Below are 20,622 nucleotides of genomic sequence, written 5' to 3'. Positions count from 1 at the left end.
ACCCACTGCAATTTGAAAGGTATGGAGAATTTTATATGGAACCGGTTCTGTTGGAATACGATGGCCCCCTCGCCTGGCTGACCTTAAATCGGCCGGAAAAGCGCAACGCTCTCTCGCTGGACCTGATGACAGCTGTCCTTGAAAGGCTCGACCAGGTGGCGGACAATCGAGCCATTAAGGTGGTGATCATCAGGGGCAGCGGAAAGGTCTTCAGCGCGGGGCATGACCTGAAAGAAATGGTTGGAGAGGAGTTGGAATTTGAGGATTTCCGCAAAATATTCACGACCTGCAACCGTATAATGCTCCGCTTGCACGAGCTGCCCCAGCCCGTCATCGCTCAGGTCCATGGGATTGCGACGGCGGCCGGGTGCCAGTTGGTGGCCGCCTGTGATCTGGCGGTGGCGGAAAGTACCACGCAGTTTGCCACGCCCGGCGTCAAGATCGGGCTGTTTTGCATCACGCCGATGGTCCCGCTGGTGCGCGCCATAGGAAGGAAGCGGGCGATGGAGATGCTCGTGACCGGACGGTTTGTCTCGGCGCAGGAGGCGGAGCGATTCGGCCTGGTGAATCGCGTGGTGCCGATCGATCAGCTTGCCGAAGAAGCCACCAGGCTGGCAATGGAGATTGCCCAATACAGCGGGTTTACTGTGGCTGCGGGCAAGAACGCCTTTTATTCGCAGGTGGATGTGAGCGAGCGGTCGGCTTACGATTTTGCCAAAGAGGCCATGGTCATGAATTGCAAAGCTGCCGATGCTCAGGAGGGGATGCGGGCGTTTCTGGAAAAACGCGACCCGGTGTGGAGCAATCGCTGACTTTTTGCTCAAGGAGCTTGTTCGAGCATGGGAGGCTCCTCATCCTCCAAGGGAGAGGGAGCTCTCCAACAAGCGTCTAGCCGGACAAAACCAGGCCGGCGGGCAGCGATTCGCCGAATACCCAGTCCTGTTCCCGGCTTTGCAGCATGGTTTCCGGATGTGTCAGCATTTGGCGGAAACGGCTTGCCTGAGGTAACTGGTCCAGCCATCCGGCCAGGTAATCGCGCTTCTCCTCGGGAATGTCCCGTTCCCGATCACCCGTCAGCCGGGCCAACTGAATGAGAGTCCTCGCCAGCGGTTCCGACGGGGTAAGATTCATCGACAGGAGACTGTCGAGCCACTTTACTGCCTGACGACTGTGGACCACCTGGTCGAGGGGCCCGTACAAGGGGATTCTTGCTCCAAATCGGCCGACTGCCCAGAGTTCCTGTGGCCGCGGCTTTTTGCGGTCCATTCCGGTGACCAGTGTATCGCCCAGCTGTGCTTTCTTATCCGCGGGCAATCGCTCGAAGTTTGCCAGCATCATCCAGACTTCTATTTCTTCCTGAACAGTGAAGCTTTTTCCCGCCTTTTTGCCGCCTTTTTTCTTCTTGGCCTGGGCGGGTTGCAGGGAGGGAGCGAGCTGCTGATAGATGTGCAACTGCTGACCCGCACTCAGACCGCCTGCAATTCGTCGCCAGAAGATCCACCATTCGGAACGGTTTTGGGCTTGCCGGTGAAATTCGATGCCCTGCGGATAGAGCTTCCATGCTTCCTTCATGCGCCATTCATCAACCGGATCGCCAAAGCCCGGGCGCAGGCAAAAGCCAAGCAGATTGAGCCAGCGGGCTTCGTGGTGGGCGGTCAGCAGCCGACCGTCCGGGTATTCGATCAATGTGTCGGCCAATTTCCGGATCAGCAATGCGGGCCACTTTTCCTTGCCAAGATCGAAGATGGCGGCAAGCTCCCTGACCAATTTTTCCGGTGGGTGCTGCGCCATCGAATCACCTCCCTGGAAAGTGGCTCGAATTTTTTCCAGCCCCCGATCAATGAGATCGGTATCCAGTGTTTCACCCGGGGTGAGCTGACCTTCCGGTTCAGCTTCCTGCCGCACGTCGAACTGCAGTTGCCAGCGGTGGGGCGTTTGCCGGGATTCGCACCACAGCTCCAATGTGCCGACTTCGGTGAGATGCACGCCGAGGCTTATGGGAAGAAGCTGAGCGGAGGCCCTTTTGCCGAAGCGCAAAACCGTGCGGATGGGGGGCAGTACGGTGATTTCGTCGGCGTCCGGGATGACCACTTGCCCCAGCCGATCCCCCAGACGGGTGCTCGAACTGAGGAGTTGGAATGCCACCGGCTGGTTGGTCAATACTTGAAAATTCGGTTCTTCGAGATGCGTTTCAAAACCCTCCTCGGTTCCCCGTGGAATCAGGCAGACGGCTTGTCGCTGCTGTTCATCCGCTGCACTGCTATCCTGCGCCGCCACCTCGACGTAGTAGGCGCGCGGACTGCCGGCTCCAATGCGCACCCCTTCACCGAGCCGCACCAATCCATAGTAGGCGGCTCCAACCGCTACCGCCAGCTCGGGGCGAGGGTTTTCGAGTTCTATGGGAGTCCAGCCCGTTTCCGCTTCGCCTGCAAACCACTGTTGCACAACCTGCAGGATGCGCCGGCGAATAGAAACGGGCGTGAGAGCTCCACCGTTGAACAGGACAAAGTCCGGGTACAAAGCCGAGCGCCCGGTTTCATCCCCCAGCAGTCCCTGAAACCTCTGCCAGAAAGACCCCAAATGGCGGGTTACAGCGGCGTCCTGAACATAGGGCAGACCCCACTCGGTGAGCCCCTTGCGCCGCCCTCCCCGGGGGGAGTCCTGCAGGGACACCAGGGGAAAAAATCCATCGACAATCATCTGCTGTACTTGTTCCAGGGTGAGACTGCTCTTCATGGTGTCGGCAATGAGCCTTCCCCCTGTCCCCATGACGGTGATGTCGAAAGATGACTCCGGCTCTGTCGTTTCACCCAGCAGGACTTCTTTTGCCTTGCGGCACTGATGCCACAGTTGCAGCCATCGTTTGGAATCGAGCTTGCCGGGTTGCCCCAGCAGTTTCATTTCGATGTGTCGTGCGAGGGCCAGGTCCATGTTGTCGCCGCCCAGCATCAGGTGATCGCCCACTGCCAGGCGGTCGAAACGCAGCCCCTTGTCACCCGCCCGGATAGCGACAATGGTGAAATCCGTTGTGCCGCCGCCGACATCGCACACCAGGATGATCTGGTTCGCCCGCATGGCATCCTGCCAGTCGTTTTCGTGCCTATACAGCCATGCATAGAAAGCCGCCAGCGGCTCTTCCACCAGCACAACCCGAGTGAGACCGGCATGCCGGGCGGCATCGACCGTCAGTTCCCGGGCAACCTCGTCAAACGATGCCGGTACCGTGAGAATGATCAGTTGTTGTTCCAGGCGGTGCCCCTCACGCCCGAGCGCCCTGGTTTCGTTCCATGCTTCGCGTATGTGCTGCAGATACCTGGCACTGGCTTCAACCGGAGAAATTTTGTTTACATCCTGCCCCGCACCCCACGGCAGGATGGGGCGGGTTCGATCGACGCCTGCATGGCACAGCCACGACTTGGCTGAAGAAACCATGCGGCCGGGCACCAGCGCACCCTGTTCCCTGGCAAATTCACCAACGGCATAGTTGCGCTCCTTGTTCCATGGAAGCTGGATGCTTTCCCGCGGCAGATCGTGTGGACCGCGGAGATAGAGGAAGGAGGGCAAAACAGGGCGCCGTCCGACTTCGCCCGGGGCAATCAACTGCGGAATGTCAAAAAACTGAATAGTCTTCCCGCTCGCATCGTTCCTGCTCAAGTCCACATAGGCGACGGCCGAATTGGTGGTGCCAAGATCAATTCCGATTATGTAGCGATGGGAAAGATCTTCATATTCAAACTGATTGTCCATTGACTCCGATTCCATTGCTCCTGCTGGTACCACCAAGAACACAAAGGTTCGCCGAGAAATTTTTTACGCCTGCGTCTGGAATACGTCCATCCGTGGATGGCCGTATCCGTTACTGCTCGCGTTCTCGCAGATTGAATTCGAGCTTCCAGCGGCGCTCGTCGTCCCTTGCCACACACCACAACTCCAGTGTGCCGATTTCTGTTACTTTGCTCTGCAGCCACACGGGGATGACCTGGCCTCCCTGTTCCGCATCGGTAGCCGGCAGCACCGCCTCCATGGTGGTCACTTCATCGATCTCACCGGACCAGTCTTCGACAATTTCTCCAACCCGGTCTTTCTTGCGCACGGTCGAAGTGAGCAGATGAAAGACAGCGGGTTCCCCCACAACCAGGCCGAATTCTTTTTCACGGATTTCAGCTTCGGTTCCTTCCTCCATTCCAAAGGGGACCACACAAAGCGCTTTCATTGGTGTGGGGACGCCGGGAACGGCGGGCATGGCGCTTTCAATCCCGATGTAATAAGGGCGGGCCACGCCGCCTCGAATGCGTATTCCACGACCGCGCCGCGCCAATCCATAGTAGGCGGCACCGCGGGCCACGGCAAGATCCAGGTCGGCCGAGTCCAGTTGACGGATTGCCTTTTCTCCGTGCCAGTGTTTCAAAACCTCAAGTATTCGTCGACGAATCAGGTCCGGCTTCAAAACGCCGCCATTGAAGAGCACGGCACTGGGAAAGGCCACATCGCCGTTTTCTCCGCCGGCAGTGCTCTCGACCTGACGCCCGAGAAATTTTGCCAGGTGGCGTGTCATGGCAGGATCCGACTCATACGGCAGTCCCATTTCACGCATTCCGACGCGCGGTTTTTCCCGCGGATAGTCGCTGCTCTCACAAATGGGGAGAAAACCGTCCAGCAGGGTGGCTTCCAGCTCGTTGCGGGTGAGTTCGGTCCTGATAGTGCCACCGATGAGGGAGGAGCCGCGTCCCAGTATGACCACCGGTTCACTTTCCATGGATGGATTTGCCAGCAGGCGTTCCTTGGCGGTGCGGCAGCTGTACCACAGGCCGCGGAATTGCCAGGCATCGAGCTTGGTGCCCTCTTGAGCGAGTTTGGCCTGGAGCATGTAAGCCAGGGTCAGGTCCATGTTGTCACCGCCCAGCAGTATGTGTTCCCCTACCGCCACACGCCTCAGAGTGAGCTCTCCATCTTCCTCGGTGACTTTGATCAAGGTCAGGTCGGTGGTTCCTCCGCCAATGTCGCACACCAGGATGGATTCACCCACGCGCACCTGTTTGCGCCACCGGTCCTTCCGGTTTTCCACCCAGGCATAAAACGCGGCTTGCGGCTCTTCGATCAGCGTCATTTGCCGGATTCCAGCGGCCTCGGCGGCTTTGACGGTGAGCTCCCGGGCCACCGCATCAAACGATGCCGGCACGGTCAGATAGATGTCCTGGTTTTCCAGGCGTGCAGTGGGGTCATCGGCGGCCATCTGATGGTTCCATGCGACTGTCAGGTGCTGGAGGAACATGGCGGACGCTTCCACCGGTGACACTTTTTTGGCATCGGCCGGGCTGTCCCAGGGCAGGATAGGCTGAGTGCGGTCGATTCCGGCATGGCACAGCCATGATTTGGCCGAAGAAACCAGCCGGTTGGGTATTTCCGCACCGCGCTTGCGGGCGAACTCGCCGACGACGGTTTCCGCTGCTGAATTCCAGGGGAGGGCAAGACTTCCCGCTGGGACGTCATGAGGTCCCGGCAGGAAAAGGAATGAGGGGAGCAGATTCTGTGCTTTCACTTCCCCGGGACTGATCACCTGGGGAACGGCAAAGATGTCAATGCGCGGTTCGCTTTCTTCGCTCAGTTGAGCTTCAGTATATGCCAGGACACTGTGGGTAGTGCCCAGATCGATGCCGATGATGTATTTTGCTTCAGCCAACATTAGTCTCCTCTGTCGTCTGTCCTCTACTCTTCAATTTCTACCTCCGCCGGTGCCAGCACCCAGTCTTTGTTCTCCTCCGTGGTGGGTTGCGGAAGTGTGACTCTGGCAATACGCCAGCCGCGATGGCGCAGCGTGCCCGAAAAGGGCGGATCGCCCACGACGTTTCCCGTCAGACGGATTGCCTTGGCGTCAAACCCTGCGGGGACGCTGACGTGACTGCCTTCGTCTTCCTGGAAAATGGGGTTGAGCTCCACATACTCGGCTAAAGCCTGCTTGCAGCCCTGATGAATGTTGCGGACGGCCGCACCGATCTGAGCGTCTTCATACCGGCTCAAATCTTCCTCAAGAAAATCGATCAGACGTCCTTCCCGCTGCAGGACGGCCAGCATCTGCACGGCGGCCTGAGGCGATGCCTGCACGTATTGAGGTTCCACCGCTGCTGCGGGTGCGGATTCCGCGGACTTCACCTGCTGCGCCGCTCCTTCCCGGGTGTGAGCGGCAGACACCTCGGTTTGCACCCGATTGGCCAGACCGCGCCCCTGAAGGAGAACAAACAACCACAGCACGACAGTCGCAACGCCGCCGATTCCGAACAATGCGGGGGCGAGATATTGCTGCATCTGGTTGAGAAATTCACTCATGCTGGCAAATGCATTTTGCAGCTCCTGAGGTAGATTCTCACCGCCGGAGCCCAGGTAGGGTTCGACCCACAAGTGCAGCCCGGCAAGAATCTGTGCAGCCATATAAAACAAGAGGCCGATCAATACTCCGTTCCAGATGAAGCAGCTGAGAAAGCTTTGTAACGTCCAGATTCGTTTTGCCCGCATGTTTCCTCCCTTTTCATGCCGTGCTCAGGTAGTCACCACGGAGAACACCAAGAGTCGCCAAGGGTAAAATAGACGATCCGAGTCCGTGAATTGTGCCATTGGCTGTCCCTCACAGGAATTCAATGTAAGCCCGCCATTTTTTAACATAACCGGGGCCGGTATCCAAGTGGGCAAATTCACAAGGGGGGCCGCAGCGGCTCCCCGGGTTGTGCTTTCCGGTTCCCTCCCCGCCGTACCGTATCCTCCTGATAACTTACGCCCGGTTGACGGAGAGGGAGATGCGGCGTAATCGTTCACCGCCAAGACACGAAGGACACAAAGTCGTAGGATGGGTAGAGTCACGCCCAAGCGTGACGAAACCCGTCAACAAAACCTGCCGACACTGCAACATCTAATGCTTAACCGGTATATAATGTTCAAGAAAAGGATTTTGCCTTCCAAGCAGGCCGCTTTGAGGTGCGAAGCCCGGCACAATAGGCGTTGGGTTTCGCGCTGCTCCACCCAACCTACCCCTACTTGGCGTTCTTTGCGCCTTTGTGGTTTGTAAAGGGCTGTATGGTGAACGGTCAGGATGCGGTGCCGCCTAGCCATGCAGCAGAAAAAAGTACAGGCAGGCGGTGATCAGCAGTACGCTGCAGGGAACCCACAGGTAGCGGTAGACCGGGGTCAGTGCGGTTCCGAAATATTCGTTGGAAAGCAGCAGGCAGAGGTGCAGCGGTGAGAGCAGCACGCCCACAAAACCGCTGACCAGGGCGAGCATCATGTAGGCCAGCATGTGTTGTGATTCGCCCAGGGTTTGAATGAGGGAAATGAGGATGGGAAACGTGGTGCCGACAAAGGCGATGGTGATTCCGACCACCCCGCCGACTATGAATGGCAGGATCATGGAGATCGGCATGAGAGGGATGCGCCAGTCAAGCAGTTCCCGGCTGATCATCTGCACTGCCCGGCTGTCCTCCAGCATGCCTTTGAAGACCAGAATGGCAATCACCATGTAAAACATGTTCAAGAGCTGCTTCTGCACAAGAATCTGTCGCCTTTGGACCCAAGAGAGCCGATTCCTGTGCCAGACCCAGCCGATGGCCACCAGCAGCGAAAAAATCAGCCCCAACTCTTTGGTGACAGCCAGCTGGTAGGGTTCGAGGAAGGCCGTCAGCAGTGCCCCGGTGGTCAAACCCAAAGCGATGACAATGAGAATGGGAAACAGTTCTTTGACAAAGGGCCAGAGGGAAGGGCGGTTGCCAAAGTGGCGGCTGTGAGACCCGTCGATCCCCCCGTTCAGTGTCTTCAGCGGCCAATATCCTACCGAGAGGGCGACACAGGTCAGTGGAAAGAGAAACGCCACGAAGCCCCAGAGGTTCAAGTCGGCCAGGGTCGTAGTGAGCAGAACGCCGGGGTAGAGCGGCCACCAGTATTCCCAGATGTGACGAAACCAGTAATTGATGAAACTCAGCTGGGGCCCCGTCAAGTCAAGTTTTTGCCCCAGCGCTTTGACCATGGGGGCAGAAAAGATCGCACCGCCAGGCATGGGCAGAAGTCCTATCAGCGCGGGGAAAACCACCATGTTGATCCTGGGGCGCGTAATCAATCCCTGATAGCGTTCGAGCAGGCGTTGCATCTGGCCGGCTGTTTCCATACTGTGGCTGAACACCAGGATGAGGCAGACCATCACCGTGAGAGCAAGGGTCTTGGGGTGGGTGACGGAATGATAGATGGAAAATGCCATGGATTTAAAGCCAAGTCCGAATAGCCAGCCCAAAATGACGGCCCCGAAAAAAAGGGAGTTTCCCAGGGAGATCTTTTTTCTAATGGCTGCGAGCACCAGAACGAAAACGATCAGCACGCGGACGATAGCGGGAATATCGGCGGATATGTTCACTGTTCGGCGGTTCCTTTACATTCTTGTCATGGGGGCGCCAAAGTCTTTATCAAAATCAATGGTCGAATTCAATGACGGTTGCTTCGCAGAAGCGCGAGGAAAAATCAGCGAGTGCTTGTCTTATTTGCGGCGGGTACCCTCTTGCGACAGACGATTTGCCCAACAGCTCTCTGCGGATTTTCCACCACACCTTCAAAATAATGAATCACCTCCCAATCTGCGAACCAGTTCAGCAACTCTCCGGGCTTTAACAGGTACCTCGGATTGTGCGGCCGGCCAAATCGCGGCTGAGCCCCGGTGAAGGTTTCATAAATCAGTATCCCGGCGGGTTTAAGGGCCTTTCTTATGAAGGGTATGAGGGGGCGATGCAGGTAGCGAAATACGATGATGCCCGCATAGAAATCCTCGGGCAAAAAATTTCCCGCCTCACTTTCCAAGTCCGTTTGCTGAACGGCGATGTCGACACCTTGCGCGTGTGCAGTCCTCTTGGCCGATTCCAGTGCTGCGCCGGAAATATCGCAGCAGACCACGCCGAGCCCTTTTGATGCCAGGAAAATTCCGTTACGGCACGATCCTGCAGCGAGGTCCAGAATCGGTCCCGCCGGGGCTTGTGCGGTGAAGAGGTGAGCGTACTTGATTAACAGATCATCCGCCATGGTGTGTGGTTTGTTGAGGCCTCATTGCAGTGACCGCAACAGCTCTTCCGCCACAGCCAGTGCCCGGGACCTAAGCTCACGGCTGATGCGGCCCTCCTTTGCCAGGATGGCCAGCTTTTCCTCATCGATCAGCGTGGGTTTTTCCCCGGGGCGGCGTATTACATCGATTTCCAGGTCCAGGTAGCGCGCGCCGTACGGGTAAAATTCCACGGGAGTATTGATGTTGTAGTATTCTCCCTTGAGCTGTTTAGTCACGGAGTAATAGGTGTGTTTGACGACCCAGGAGCCCTCCTCAACTTCCGTTAGGCCGTAGTCGCCGCGCTCAATGGGCAGATCGAGACCATCGTAGCGCCCCTGGGTGAATGACCGATGGAAAATCATCCTGGGTGCCTGCGCATCCCATATGGCGCCTTTTCTCGGGCGCATGGGCTTGCCGCAGGGACGAATGTGCTCCAGCTTGAACAGTCCCGATTTTTCCAGCGGCAGCAATATCATTTCCTTGAAGGCCTCAGTGTCGAGGCGCTCTTTCGCGTCCGGATTTCCGGCCAGCGTTTGCTCGAACCGTTCCAGGCCATGACTGTCGATGATGCGCAGACGGTGATGCCTTGCAAGAGTAGGGCAGATGGTGGAGCGTACTTCATCCAGTTTGCTTTTCGACGCACCGGGAAATTCTACTGCAGCCTTGACCACACTGTCGGAGTCTTCCATGCTTTCAAGTTGGAGCAATGTGGCATCGGCCAGGTTTTCCTGGAGAAAAGTCAGGAATTGGGTGACCCGTTCCGGTTCACCCATGAGCACGATCCCATGCCGGTCGTTTTTGTCATGGATCACCAGGCCGGGCGCGGTGTCATCCGCAGGCAGACCGAACCGCTCACGGATGTGGGGCGATGAATCGACCACGCGATAGCCTCCATCCAGAGCGATTTTAGTTAGAGCCGTCGAGTGGATACCCCTGATCTTCGTGTGAGGCGGCATGACCAATCCCCTTTCTGTTGGACTTTGACTCGTGACTCCATAGATAATTTTACTCTAACTACGAACTGCTCTCAAATAAACCCAAACCCGTCCCCTCGAGGGACAACCTGTTGTCCGCCAGTTGTGACCGTGCGCCCAGAATCTTCCCGACAAGCCACAGGTTGGATTTGACGTGCTCGGTTGTCATGGGGATCATATATCGAGTTGTTCCCTTAGCCAGAGCCGCGAACAGGATCAGCTGATCCGCCAGGTGTCGGTCGGTGGTGGCACCGGAATGCAGGTCCTGCAAAAGATTGCTGCAGACGACCTCCGCTATCGCTTCCGATCTTCTGCCACGCTTGCCCGCCTGATCCGATCCGAGAATACAGCCCTGATCCGTCTCCGCCCAGAGGCACAGAGCGGCGCCTCTCTGAATGGCGCTGTGGTCGTGTCGCACCTCCACCTGCCCCTGATATCCTGCCTTGGTAAGGATTTCCCGGCAATGCTCTGCCATCCGCTCACTCACCCGTTCCTTCTGCAGGTGAGAAGCCAGGGCAATCCCTCGAATTTGCAAAAGGTTTCCCTGTTCCAATAGGGTAAGAGCCTGTAAGGCACTGCGCCGAGGTATCACCGTCATCTGCAGACAGCCTTCTCCTTTTGGCACATACCCCGGGCGGCCCATAGCGAGTCGGACGTGTGCGCCCATTCTGCGCAGCAGCGGAAGCAGAACATGCTGCATGTGAAAGGCGCTTGGAGCAAAGTCCTGGAAAAGCCCCCCGGTTATGTTGAAGCGGCAGACTGTTTTGGCGTGCAGAGCCGGGGCGATCAGAGTGAAAGCGAGCATGGTTGCCGAGCCTGCAGTTCCTATGTCCCAGGAGAAATCGCCCCCCTTGACGCATTTTCCGGGCCAGTAGCGAATTTCCTGCGATCCCACCCGGTCTCCTTCCAGGCGGCCGGAACAGAGGGTGCAGCAAGCGCGCAACGCCGTCAAATGCTGCGGCCTGAGACCGGGTTTGTCTCGTCTTGCACGGATATTGACAATATTCACCGCTTGCCGCGTTAAGGTGGCTAGTGCTGCGACATAGCGCAGCACCGTTCCGCTTCCCGAATGCTTTGAACCGTCGATACGGAGCACTTCATCCTCGCGTTCCGAAGGACCGTTATGCCGATCATTCGCCAAGCCGAGAGGCGCCGGTCAGGGCAGGACGGCCGCACCGCCGCCCGTCGGCGAAACAGTCCCATTGCCCCTCGATCCTGTCCCATTGCCGGCGGGTCACTGTCCGGCTTCTATCCCGGTTAGGCATCAGATGTTTCATTATTTGCAGACCTTGTCGATGGGTTTTGTCGATTTCAATATAAACACTTTTGCCGGAGCAAGAAGGGGGAGTGCTCGCCTCAGCCGCTCAACCAATTTTTGAGGTAGCGCGTCAGGCGAGCTGTATCTGAACCGAAATCAAGCTGCAGCTCCGCGGTTGCCAACTGTTCACGGAATTCGTGAGGCAGCCGGGCCGCGTCTTTTTGCGTTGTGATCAGCAGCTGTGCCCTGTGGCGCGAGCGACTCCGCAGCAGACGCAGCAAATCGTCCGGCCGGTATGGGTAATGATCGGGAAAGGCCACCCGTTCCACCAAGGGAATATCAAGCTCTTGCAGGGAGGCAAAGAAGGACTCGGGGCGGGCGATGCCTGCGAAAGCCACAGACGGTGTGCTTTGCAGCTTATCGAGGGGGATGGCGGGTCCCGCCAGGCCGAACCTGAAACCTGCCAGGTGGTGGCGGCAGGAAAAGATCGCTTTATCGGGAAATGCTTGACCGATGGCAGCCAGTGCCCGTTGGGTTGACTGCGGGTCATCCGCGCGTGTCGCAATAATTGCGTCCGCCCGCTGCAGATGAGCGGTGGGTTCGCGCAGTGGCCCGAGTGGCAACAGGTGCCCGTTGCCAAAGGGATTTTGGGTATCGAGCAGGACAAAATCCAGGTCTCTATGGAGTAAGAGGTGTTGAAAACCATCATCGAGAATAATGACTTGCACCGCATGTTTGTCCATAAGGCACTTCCCTGCCTGCCAGCGGTCTCGGCCGACCCAGACGGGAACGTGGGGGAGTTTTTGCGCCAGCAAAATCGGCTCATCCCCAAATGCGTTCACCTGCCAGTCTGCAGATGCCTTTACAGGCGCTTGCCGTGCGGCATGACTGCCGCGTCCATATCCTCTGCTCAGGATCGCCACGCGCTTTCCGAGGCTTTGCACGTATTGCGCCAGCCACAGGGTAAACGGGGTCTTGCCGGTGCCTCCGACCACCAGATTCCCAACGCTTATGACGCGCACGGGTAAGCGTCGCTGGCGGCGCAAAGCTTTTTGTTGATCGCGCTGCAAAAAATAGCGATAGAGGCTCGAGCTGAAAGACAAGAGGCCAGCCCGCCGTTTTTCAACGGGCGAGGGGGCTTGCTGATACCAAAAGCGCAGAAGCCGGTCCGTGACCGCGCAGCCAAGCCTTGTTCCCACACCGGCAGCTCCTGCGCCGCAAGTATAGTGTTTCTCGAACACCGCTGTGCAACCTGGAATGGTTAAATCGGCGGCGCTATGGTGACCAGGACCCGCATGTCAGTGGCGGCACGAATGCCGTGGGGCTCGGCTATTGCGCAAACCAGAACATCGCCCGTCCTGGCTGGAATGGTTGCCCCGTCTTTGCCCAAAAATTCTCCATTGCCCTCAATGACGGCTATGGCAACTTCACCTTCGATGTCATGAGAATGAACGGGCAGTTCCTGCCCCGCCTTAAAGTTGAAATTCAAGATCTTAAAATAAGGTGAATCATGGACCAGAATGCGCTTGAAAGCCTTGTCGGAAAAGTCATTGGCTTCAAACAGATTTAAGTGCTTCATCGTATACTCCTCCTTTTCATTGTTTGTTGCAGGGAACGCCTTTCATGTCGATGGTCAACGGCTTGCGCCTCAAGATCTCGCCGAACCTTTCGCCGCTGAGATTATAATTCAGATAATGATCCAAACAATAGTTCACTAGGGTTAGAACCTGTTGTGCTGAATAAATACCCGGCAACTCGGCTCCCAGCTGCGGATGCCTGCCCAGTTTGCCGCCAAGCAGCACCCGGTAGCCGCTTAGCGATTCCTGTAGGGTGCCGGTCGGGCAGACATCGATGCACTGACCACAGCCCACGCACTTGTCGCGTGCCAGGTTTGGGAAATTCCCACCAGGTTCCAGCGCCAGCGCCTGTTCTTTGCACACTTCGACACATGTTCCGCATTCACTGCAAATCTCCCCATCGATCATCGGCTGCCGGCAGCCGATAATCCCGATGTCCACAATTTGCGGCCGTGAACAGGCGTTGGGGCAATCGGAGATGGAAACGCGAAACTGATGGTGCATTCTGAGGGGACCGGCAACCTTTTCACGCAGGAATTCCTTAAGATTTCTTCGCATGAAAATGGTCTCGAGCCGGGCTGCCAGATCGTCGTTCTTCAAAACTCGGTTGGAACATCCACTGGGGCCGAAGCACTGTTCCACCTGGTATCCCTCAATATCACTCTCCATATCCGTGAGAAATTTTTGCCGGCATGACCCGACATGCCGCAGTTCAACGCTGGTAGCCCCTTGTGAGATTGCCTCTTCTTCAACCCTTTTCCTGACCCTGTTGCGAACAAAGAAGGGAACCCTCAACAGGGCTTGTTTGGCTTCTTTCCCCCACTCCACAATTCTTCTCCTGCAATCTTGCCAACGGTCTGTTCCGTAGCTATCTGTTAATCACTTTGCTGAGCAATGGCTACCGGAATCGATTGCCCATCCAGTTTGCGACATTGCCAATTCACCGGGAGATTAGCACGGCTGCAACCTGAATCCCTTGATGTAGGTCAAAGCAACCACTGTCATTCGCCAAAAAGTTGCGCAGACCTGCCCATGTTTCTTGCCAGTCAAAGGGAACTCGTGAGTGGACGAATGCATCTTTTTGTGGCACTGTTACTCAGGTGTACAACTTGGACACGAATGGTGAGCATTAATGAATTGACTTAACAGGACTCGCTAGGCATGCAATTGAGGAGGAGGAAGAAAATGCGTCGAAAAGCTGTCGTTCTTATGGCCATGTTGCTGACATTGGTCATGTCACTGGGTTCGGCTATGGCCTTGAGCCCTTTTGAGATTTTTCAGGCAAGCACCCTGGATCAGATTATCAAACGAAACAAGTTGATTGTGGGCATGGAGGTCGAGTTTTTCCCCTTTGAGTATGCTGACGAGAAGGGCAATCCCATCGGATTCGACGTCGATATTGCCAGGCTGGCGGCCAAGGAATTGGGAGTTGAAATCGAAATAAAGGACATCGAGTGGACCGGACTCATTCCATCACTGCAAAGCGGTAAAGTGGATATGATCATATCGGGAATGACGGCCACCTTAGAACGGGCGAAGGCGGTTACCTTCAGCCGGCCCTATTTTGAAACCGGACTGTGCGCTCTCCTCAGTCAGAAAAAGGCCCCTACCATCAAAGATGCGAGAGAATTGAATGCGGAGGACCGCATCATTGCAGTCAAGGTAGGGACTACGGGAGATCTTGTCACCGCCAGGCTGTTTCCCAATGCCCAGATCAACCGCTACAAGGATGAAACCGCTTGTGTGCGCGAAGTGGTGACGGGGCGAGCGGACGCATTCCTCTACGACCAGCTGTCTGTTGCCAAGCATCACAAGCAGAATCCCGAGACTACCCGGGCGCTTTTGACGCCGTTCACCTACGAACCGTATGCCATCGCCATGCGCAAGGGTGACTTTGACTTTTGGAACTGGATCAACATGTACCTTGATACCATCAAAAGAGACGGTCGCTACCAGGAGCTCTATGATAAGTATTTCAGTGAAATCCTGCAATGATGGAAAGATCGGGTGGTTCTTATGGTCGGATCCTGGTGCGACTGTGTGTTGGACTGACGGCGGTTGTGGTGCTCGTTTTACTGTTTGCGGGTATCGATTATCCGTGGAACTGGCGCGTTTCTCTGCAATACCGGGAACTCTTCATACGAGGATTTTACAATACCCTCGTGGTCTCTGTGGGCGCCATTGTACTGGGATTCATCCTGGGGGTTCTCGGCGGTCTGGCGCGCGTGTCCAGGAATATCGTTGCCAGTGAAGTGGCGACCCTGTATGTGGAATTGTTTCGCGGGACGCCGTTATTGGTTCAAATCTACATTTTCTACTTCTGCATCGCCGCCGCGGTGCATCTGGACAATCCCAAAGTGATCGGGATCGTTACCCTGGCCTTCTTTTCGGGAGCCTACATCTCGGAGATGGTTAGAGCGGGGATTGAATCCATCGACAAGGGCCAGCTGGAGGCGGCCAAGTCGACCGGACTGAGTGATCGGCAAACGATGCGCTACATTGTTTTTCCGCAGGCCCTGCGGCGTATCATACCGCCTGTGACCGGACAATTTGTTTCGCTCATCAAGGATTCTTCTCTGCTCTCAATCATTTCAGTAAGGGAGCTCACCAAGGCAGCCGAAGTGATCAACGCGACGACCTACAAGACGTTTGAAGCCTACCTCCCATTGGCCGGCCTCTATTTGTTGATCACCTATCCGCTTTCCTATCTGACCCAACGCCTGGAGGCAAAGATGGACTCGCGCAGCCGCTGACAGCTGCGAGGATAAAAATGCCGGGCGTGAAGGTGCGGCGTATTGAATTGTTGATCCGGGAATGGCTATTATCTCCAGAGCGACAATTGAAACAAAGTGATGTTCTACAACTTGTGACGATGGCTTTACCGAGCATGAAGAGGAGAAGTGACGAACATGAAAGAATGCGATATCAAGCTGTATGCTCTGAGCACGTGCATCCATTGCAGGAACACCAAAGAATATTTGAATGATTGCGGGGTCAACTATGACTGTGTCGAGGTGGATAAACTGGATAAAGAGGAAAGAGATGCCATACTCGAGGAGATCAAAAAGATCAATCCCAGTTGTTCGTTCCCAACCATCATTATTGGGGACAAGGTGATTGTCGGTTTTCGCAAAGACGAGATCGCGGAGGCGCTCAAAGGATGATGAATGTCGAGCAACTGTACGAAACGTTGAAGACTGCCCAGGAAAAAAAGGGGTACTATTTTAACAAGGATAAAAAGAAGGTATTCGAGCTTCTGGAGGGCCTTATCATCAATCGGGAACGCTACGGCTACATGTGCTGCCCCTGTCGTCTTGCCGCCAACGACCGGGAATGGGACAAGGACATCATTTGTCCCTGCGTGTATCGGGAACCCGATGTCAGGGAGTATGGAAGCTGCTATTGCAACCTTTATGTGTCGCGCGAGTGGAATGAAGGGAAAATACCGGATCGGTATGTTCCCGAACGCCGGCCGGTAGAAAAAACATTGGGCAAATTGTAGGGAAGCGGCCGGTTCCGGCGCCGAGTTTACGGGAGGGCGGCTTGCGCATAAAGGCTTTCGAGGGCCAGCCGGTGTTGCCTGATTTCCGCTAGATTTCCGATGAAGCGCCTCTGGCACACTCCGGATTCCTGCTGAAAGAGCGTCATGTGCGCGTCACAGATAAACCACACACAGACGTAGGGGCGAACCGCGCGCGCCAAACTGCAGCCATTCGGGGTAAGGTAGCGGCAGCGCGCGGACTCTTCAGTGCGCGTTTGCCCTGGTGGGGGTTCCCGGTCCAGTACGGTAAGATAAAGCATGTCGGCTCGATTGAAGTAAATTTTGGTGGCCTGGCAGCAGGGATCGTCGCATTCCCGGCAGGTGAGGGAACAGTACCGGTGCATTATGGGATCGAGCCAAGCTATCTTCTCCTGAATAGCCCCAGCCAAAGTCCTGCAATACGCCCAATTTGAATTCTTCAGGGAGTTCCTCAGGTGGCTCAAGGTTCGATGCCACTGGCCATCGCTCATGTGATGCCGGTAGCAGGACGATTCTTCTGTCTTCATGGGTACGGGTTGCACCGCCATCACGCCTCAATGCCTACTCCCGCGAGGGTGGCGCCGCACTGCTTGCATTTGGTCTGATCGAGCCCTTCTTTTTTCATGGAAAATCCCATGCGCCTGATGAGCAGGCTCCCACATGCATGGCAGAAGGTGTTCTCCCCATCGTCTCCCGGGATGTTGCCGGTGTAGACATACCTGAGTCCCGCTTCCAGGCCTATTTCCCGCGCCCTGTGCAGGGTACCCACCGGTGTCGAGGGACGATCCGTCAACCGGTAGGTAGGATGGAAGCGGCTGACATGCCAGGGGATCTCCGCATCCAGCTCCACCAGGAAGCGCGTCAATCGGCGCAATTCGCTTTCGTCGTCATTGAGTCCGGGAATCAGAAGGGTGGTCACTTCCAGCCAGACGCCGGCACGCTTCATCCTTTCCAGGGTCTGCAGCACTGGATCCAGCCTGGCACCGCACTGCTTCTTGTAGAAATCATCGGTAAAGGATTTGAGGTCCACATTGGCGGCATCCAGATAGGGTGCTATCAGCTGTAAAGACTGTTCGGTCATGAATCCGTTGCTCACAAAAACATTCTTGATGTCCTGCTCGGCCGCCAGGCGCGAGACATCCAGAGCATACTCCAGGAAGATAGTAGGTTCCGTGTAGGTGTAAGAAATGCTCTTGCAGCCGGACTGCCGCGCTTCTGTGACCACCACTTCGGGATCGGTCGGGTGACCGAAGATGCTCTTGTGTTCGCGCGGGCCCTGGGAAATGTCCGCATTCTGGCAAAACAGGCAACTGAAATTGCATCCCGCCGTGGCAATGGAATAACTGCGGCTGCCGGGGAAAAAATGATACAGCGGTTTCTTTTCGATGGGGTCAATGTGCTGGGCAATCAGCCGGCCATAAACCAGGCTCCACAGGGACCCGTCGCGATTCTCTCGAACCCCGCATTTCCCACGTTTTCCGGGTTTGATGCGACAGTGCTGAGAGCAGAGGAAGCAATGCACCTTGCCCTCTTCCAATTTTTCATAACATGCGGCCTCATGCATCTGCTGCTCCTGTTGGGTAGAGATCGATTAAGAAGCGGTCGAAATTCAAAACGAAATCAAGTGCCTGTGTTGCGTTCTCGAGGCTTTTCGAGATGAATGAATTTTCCCTCGGCTTTTTCCTGCGAATGCCTCCAATAGGCCTGAAATCTTGCTCCCAGGCCTGCTCCCAGGTCGCACAGGAGAGGATCGAGCACGGTCTGCAGCGGGTAGCGAAGATCCACGCGCATCCCGATAAAATAGCCGAACGGGTGCCACTGGAAATATTTGGAACATTCCAGAAATCGCAGGAAGCGCAGCGCACTATAGGGCAATGTCAGACAGGTGCCCCAACTGTGAGGGACCGGGCCGGCCATGACGACTTCCACCAGACGGCGCAATTCGAACACACTGAAAAATCGCGCATGGCTGAAAACGGAAGTCTTCCAAAAACGCTCCAGGTAGTGGCGCAGGGAAATGATCGAATATTTGTTCAACGCTCCCAGTACGACATGTCGCCTTGCCACCCTGAAAGCTTCTCGCAGGGCGGGAACGGGGTCATCGGCAAATTCCAGTACCGTCATCATGACCACCGTGTCAAACGCATTGTCTTCGTACGGCAGCTCTTCGGGTGAACCCTGTTCCAGGAGGATGCGCGGCGGCAGCCGCAGTCGCGCAATGTTCAGCATGGCGGCTGAAGAATCGACGCCTGACACCTGGTGCCCCAGTTGGGCAAACCATTCGAGGAAAATGCCCGTTCCGCAGCCCACCTGCAGCACCCTTTGAAAGGACGAGGGAGACCACAGGCGAAGGAGAAGCCTTTTCTGCACCAGCGCCACCGATTGGCCCAGGTCGGATTGATACCATTCATTGTAGCGCCGGGCATCTTCGATGTTAAAGATATATCTCACGCTGCAGCCTCAATCCACACAAGATGATGCGCTGTTACGGGCCGGCTATAGACCTGAGCCCGCGTGCGTTTTAAGAACTGCACCGGTGGCCCCCGACGTCACCAGGTGCGCATAACGCGCCAGATACCCCTGGGTCACCCTGGGTTCCGGTGCCCGCCAGCTTTGCAGACGCTGGTGCAAGCTTGCATCGTCAACCAGAAGCTGCAATTTCTTGTTGGGAATATCGATCAAAATTTCATCATTTTCCTGCACCAGGGCAATAGGACCGCCTTCCGCAGCTTCAGGCGAAACATGGCCGATAGCCGCTCCCTGGGTTCCCCCACTGAATCTGCCGTCAGTTATCAGGGCGACATCTTTGCCGAGGCCCATGCCCATGATTGCTGCGGTCGGCGTCAGCATTTCCTGCATTCCCGGTCCTCCTCTGGGACCCTCATAACGGATAACGACCACATCTCCCGGGTGGATCCGATTGTCCAAAATAGCCTCCGAGGCGCTGGACTCGCTTTCAAACACTCGAGCTCTACCTTTGCGCACGAGCATTTCCGGGGCCACTGCCGATTGCTTCACGACCGCCCCTTCCGGGGCAAGGTTGCCGTACAGGATGGCTATACCACCTTCGATGTGGTAGGGATCTTCGATGGAACGGATGACAGTCCGATCCAGTATGGATACGGCCTGCAGGTTCGCACCGACGGATTGGCCGGTAACGCTGGCGGCATCAAGATGAATCAGTCCTTTGTTTGTGAGTTCCTGCATGACGGCCGATACTCCGCCGGCGGCATCGAGATCCTGCAAAAAATGCGCTCCGGCCGGGCGCAAACTGCAAAGGTGAGGCGTCCTTTGGCTGATCTCGTTGAACAGCTGAAGATCAAGATCTATCCCGGCTTCGTGAGCAATGGCTGGCACGTGCAGGACGGTGTTGGTCGAGCAACCGAGAGCCATATCGACGGCAATGGCATTTTCAAAAGCCTTGCGCGTTGCAATATCGCGCGGCAGGAGGTTGCTGTTGACGAGCTTCATGATTTGCATGCCGGCGGTTTTGGCCAGACGAATGCGTGCGGCGGTCACGGCGGGTATGGTTCCGTTGCCCGGAAGTGCGAGTCCCAGTGCTTCGGTCAGACAGTTCATGGAGTTGGCGGTAAACATGCCGGCACACGACCCACAACCGGGACAGGCACAATCTTCCAGTTCCTGCAATTCGGACTCGGTCAGCAGCCCCGTTTTTACTCCGCCCACCGCCTCGAATACAGAAATCAAATCAACCGGTTTCTGTCCCAGTCGACCGGCAAGCATGGGACCGCCACTGATCAGAATAGCGGGGATATTGAGCCGCAACGCCGCCATCAACATGCCGGGCACGATCTTGTCGCAGTTGGGAATCATTACGATGGCGTCAAACGGGTGAGCTGTGGCCATGATTTCGACGGAATCCGCAATCAGTTCGCGGCTTGCCAGCGAGTAGCGCATGCCCGGATGATTCATGGCGATGCCGTCACACACCCCGATCGTGCTGAATTCGATGGGCGTCCCGCCGGCCAGGCGGACCCCCGCTTTGACCGCTTTGGCGATTTTGTCCAAATGTACATGGCCCGGGATGATTTCGTTGACCGAATTGGCAATTCCGATCAGCGGCCGGTTGAGTTCCTCCTGCGTATATCCCATGGCCTTAAACAGAGATCTGTGAGGGGCCTTTTCCAAACCTTTTTTCATTGCATCGCTGCGCATACGAATTGTTCCTATTTCTCGTTCATCTGGTTAATTCTCTTCCCGTCCGGAAT

19 protein-coding genes are annotated in these 20,622 nt (G+C 56.2%); 5 read left to right on the top strand and 14 right to left on the bottom strand.

Annotated features, from left to right (window positions below; all coding sequences use genetic code 11):
* Nucleotides 1-35: 35 nt before the first annotated feature.
* Nucleotides 36-812, top strand: coding sequence for an enoyl-CoA hydratase (locus K1V27_RS19510; RefSeq protein ID WP_258931739.1), 777 nt, complete (start codon nt 36-38; stop codon nt 810-812).
* 76 nt (nt 813-888) lie between these two features.
* On the opposite strand, the gene K1V27_RS19505 is transcribed toward K1V27_RS19510, so the two are convergent.
* The 10 genes from K1V27_RS19505 to K1V27_RS19460 form a co-directional block, all read right to left on the bottom strand.
* Nucleotides 889-3,762, bottom strand: coding sequence for an Hsp70 family protein (locus tag K1V27_RS19505; RefSeq protein WP_258931738.1), 2,874 nt, complete (start codon nt 3,760-3,762; stop codon nt 889-891).
* Nucleotides 3,763-3,856: 94 nt separating this feature from the next.
* On the bottom strand, nt 3,857-5,680 hold the full coding sequence (locus K1V27_RS19500; protein WP_353740631.1) for an Hsp70 family protein: 1,824 nt from the start codon (nt 5,678-5,680) through the stop codon (nt 3,857-3,859).
* 26 nt (nt 5,681-5,706) lie between these two features.
* A complete protein-coding gene (locus K1V27_RS19495; RefSeq protein ID WP_258931736.1) occupies nt 5,707-6,510 on the bottom strand; it encodes a DUF2760 domain-containing protein in 804 nt (267 codons plus the stop codon).
* 583 nt (nt 6,511-7,093) lie between these two features.
* On the bottom strand, nt 7,094-8,389 hold the full coding sequence (locus K1V27_RS19490; RefSeq protein ID WP_258931735.1) for a DUF401 family protein: 1,296 nt from the start codon (nt 8,387-8,389) through the stop codon (nt 7,094-7,096).
* A 104-nt stretch (nt 8,390-8,493) separates the two neighbouring features.
* Nucleotides 8,494-9,045 carry a methyltransferase domain-containing protein gene (locus tag K1V27_RS19485; RefSeq protein WP_258931734.1) on the bottom strand — a complete coding sequence of 184 codons (552 nt, stop codon included), beginning with the start codon at nt 9,043-9,045 and terminating at the stop codon, nt 8,494-8,496.
* A 21-nt stretch (nt 9,046-9,066) separates the two neighbouring features.
* On the bottom strand, nt 9,067-10,020 hold the full coding sequence (locus tag K1V27_RS19480; protein ID WP_258931733.1) for a ribonuclease FAU-1 family protein: 954 nt from the start codon (nt 10,018-10,020) through the stop codon (nt 9,067-9,069).
* Nucleotides 10,021-10,078: 58 nt separating this feature from the next.
* Nucleotides 10,079-11,179 (bottom strand): RNA 3'-terminal phosphate cyclase, encoded by a 1,101-nt coding sequence (rtcA, locus tag K1V27_RS19475; protein WP_258931732.1) that lies wholly within the window; start codon nt 11,177-11,179, stop codon nt 10,079-10,081.
* A gap of 215 nt (nt 11,180-11,394) precedes the next feature.
* Nucleotides 11,395-12,495 carry a tetraacyldisaccharide 4'-kinase gene (lpxK, locus tag K1V27_RS19470; protein WP_258931731.1) on the bottom strand — a complete coding sequence of 367 codons (1,101 nt, stop codon included), beginning with the start codon at nt 12,493-12,495 and terminating at the stop codon, nt 11,395-11,397.
* 62 nt (nt 12,496-12,557) lie between these two features.
* Nucleotides 12,558-12,875 carry a cupin domain-containing protein gene (locus K1V27_RS19465; RefSeq protein ID WP_258931730.1) on the bottom strand — a complete coding sequence of 106 codons (318 nt, stop codon included), beginning with the start codon at nt 12,873-12,875 and terminating at the stop codon, nt 12,558-12,560.
* Nucleotides 12,876-12,891: 16 nt separating this feature from the next.
* A complete protein-coding gene (locus K1V27_RS19460) occupies nt 12,892-13,701 on the bottom strand; it encodes a 4Fe-4S binding protein (protein ID WP_258931729.1) in 810 nt (269 codons plus the stop codon).
* Nucleotides 13,702-14,058: 357 nt separating this feature from the next.
* Between K1V27_RS19460 and K1V27_RS19455 the strand changes: the two genes are divergently transcribed.
* The 4 genes from K1V27_RS19455 to K1V27_RS19440 all read left to right on the top strand — a co-directional run bounded on the left by K1V27_RS19455 (nt 14,059) and on the right by K1V27_RS19440 (nt 16,375).
* Complete coding sequence (locus K1V27_RS19455; RefSeq protein ID WP_258931728.1) at nt 14,059-14,868, top strand: transporter substrate-binding domain-containing protein; 810 nt, start codon at nt 14,059-14,061, stop codon at nt 14,866-14,868.
* On the top strand, nt 14,865-15,626 hold the full coding sequence (locus K1V27_RS19450) for an amino acid ABC transporter permease (RefSeq protein WP_258931727.1): 762 nt from the start codon (nt 14,865-14,867) through the stop codon (nt 15,624-15,626). Before K1V27_RS19455 ends, K1V27_RS19450 begins: the two co-directional genes overlap by 4 nt.
* A gap of 156 nt (nt 15,627-15,782) precedes the next feature.
* Nucleotides 15,783-16,037 carry a glutaredoxin family protein gene (locus K1V27_RS19445; protein WP_258931726.1) on the top strand — a complete coding sequence of 85 codons (255 nt, stop codon included), beginning with the start codon at nt 15,783-15,785 and terminating at the stop codon, nt 16,035-16,037.
* A complete protein-coding gene (locus tag K1V27_RS19440; protein WP_353740630.1) occupies nt 16,037-16,375 on the top strand; it encodes a ferredoxin-thioredoxin reductase catalytic domain-containing protein in 339 nt (112 codons plus the stop codon). The genes K1V27_RS19445 and K1V27_RS19440 overlap by 1 nt, the downstream gene beginning before the upstream one ends.
* A gap of 26 nt (nt 16,376-16,401) precedes the next feature.
* Here the strand turns inward: K1V27_RS19440 and K1V27_RS19435 are convergent, their stop codons facing one another.
* Genes K1V27_RS19435 through ilvD form a run of 4 tightly spaced genes read right to left on the bottom strand, consistent with a single transcriptional unit; the run spans nt 16,402 to nt 20,569 of the window.
* On the bottom strand, nt 16,402-16,941 hold the full coding sequence (locus K1V27_RS19435) for a hypothetical protein (protein ID WP_258931724.1): 540 nt from the start codon (nt 16,939-16,941) through the stop codon (nt 16,402-16,404).
* Nucleotides 16,941-17,957, bottom strand: coding sequence for an AmmeMemoRadiSam system radical SAM enzyme (gene amrS / locus K1V27_RS19430; protein ID WP_258931723.1), 1,017 nt, complete (start codon nt 17,955-17,957; stop codon nt 16,941-16,943). Before amrS ends, K1V27_RS19435 begins: the two co-directional genes overlap by 1 nt.
* Nucleotides 17,958-18,013: 56 nt before the next feature.
* Nucleotides 18,014-18,844, bottom strand: a complete 831-nt coding sequence (locus tag K1V27_RS19425; RefSeq protein ID WP_258931722.1) for a class I SAM-dependent methyltransferase — start codon at nt 18,842-18,844, stop codon at nt 18,014-18,016.
* Between the two features lie 45 nt (nt 18,845-18,889).
* Nucleotides 18,890-20,569 carry a dihydroxy-acid dehydratase gene (gene ilvD / locus K1V27_RS19420; protein ID WP_258931721.1) on the bottom strand — a complete coding sequence of 560 codons (1,680 nt, stop codon included), beginning with the start codon at nt 20,567-20,569 and terminating at the stop codon, nt 18,890-18,892.
* Nucleotides 20,570-20,622 lie beyond the last annotated feature (53 nt).

Origin of the sequence: Desulfoferrobacter suflitae (assembly GCF_022603395.1) — a bacterium.
GTDB classification, from domain to species: Bacteria; Desulfobacterota; Syntrophobacteria; order Syntrophobacterales; family Syntrophobacteraceae; genus Desulfoferrobacter; species Desulfoferrobacter suflitae.
The sequence above is the reverse complement of the archived record's forward strand: the minus strand, read 5'-3'. Positions and strand labels throughout refer to the sequence as shown.

Excerpts from the sequence above, each read along its gene's own strand:
- K1V27_RS19510 (WP_258931739.1), top strand. The coding sequence starts at position 36 with ATGGAACCGGTTCTGTTGGAATACGATGGCCCCCTCGCCTGGCTGACC.
- K1V27_RS19505 (WP_258931738.1), bottom strand. The coding sequence starts at position 3,762 with ATGGAATCGGAGTCAATGGACAATCAGTTTGAATATGAAGATCTTTCC.
- K1V27_RS19495 (WP_258931736.1), bottom strand. The coding sequence starts at position 6,510 with ATGCGGGCAAAACGAATCTGGACGTTACAAAGCTTTCTCAGCTGCTTC.
- K1V27_RS19485 (WP_258931734.1), bottom strand. The coding sequence starts at position 9,045 with ATGGCGGATGATCTGTTAATCAAGTACGCTCACCTCTTCACCGCACAA.
- K1V27_RS19480 (WP_258931733.1), bottom strand. The coding sequence starts at position 10,020 with ATGCCGCCTCACACGAAGATCAGGGGTATCCACTCGACGGCTCTAACT.
- K1V27_RS19465 (WP_258931730.1), bottom strand. The coding sequence starts at position 12,875 with ATGAAGCACTTAAATCTGTTTGAAGCCAATGACTTTTCCGACAAGGCT.
- K1V27_RS19455 (WP_258931728.1), top strand. The coding sequence starts at position 14,059 with ATGCGTCGAAAAGCTGTCGTTCTTATGGCCATGTTGCTGACATTGGTC.
- K1V27_RS19450 (WP_258931727.1), top strand. The coding sequence starts at position 14,865 with ATGATGGAAAGATCGGGTGGTTCTTATGGTCGGATCCTGGTGCGACTG.
- K1V27_RS19445 (WP_258931726.1), top strand. The coding sequence starts at position 15,783 with ATGAAAGAATGCGATATCAAGCTGTATGCTCTGAGCACGTGCATCCAT.
- K1V27_RS19440 (WP_353740630.1), top strand. The coding sequence starts at position 16,037 with ATGAATGTCGAGCAACTGTACGAAACGTTGAAGACTGCCCAGGAAAAA.
- K1V27_RS19435 (WP_258931724.1), bottom strand. The coding sequence starts at position 16,941 with ATGGCGGTGCAACCCGTACCCATGAAGACAGAAGAATCGTCCTGCTAC.
- amrS (WP_258931723.1), bottom strand. The coding sequence starts at position 17,957 with ATGCATGAGGCCGCATGTTATGAAAAATTGGAAGAGGGCAAGGTGCAT.
- ilvD (WP_258931721.1), bottom strand. The coding sequence starts at position 20,569 with ATGCGCAGCGATGCAATGAAAAAAGGTTTGGAAAAGGCCCCTCACAGA.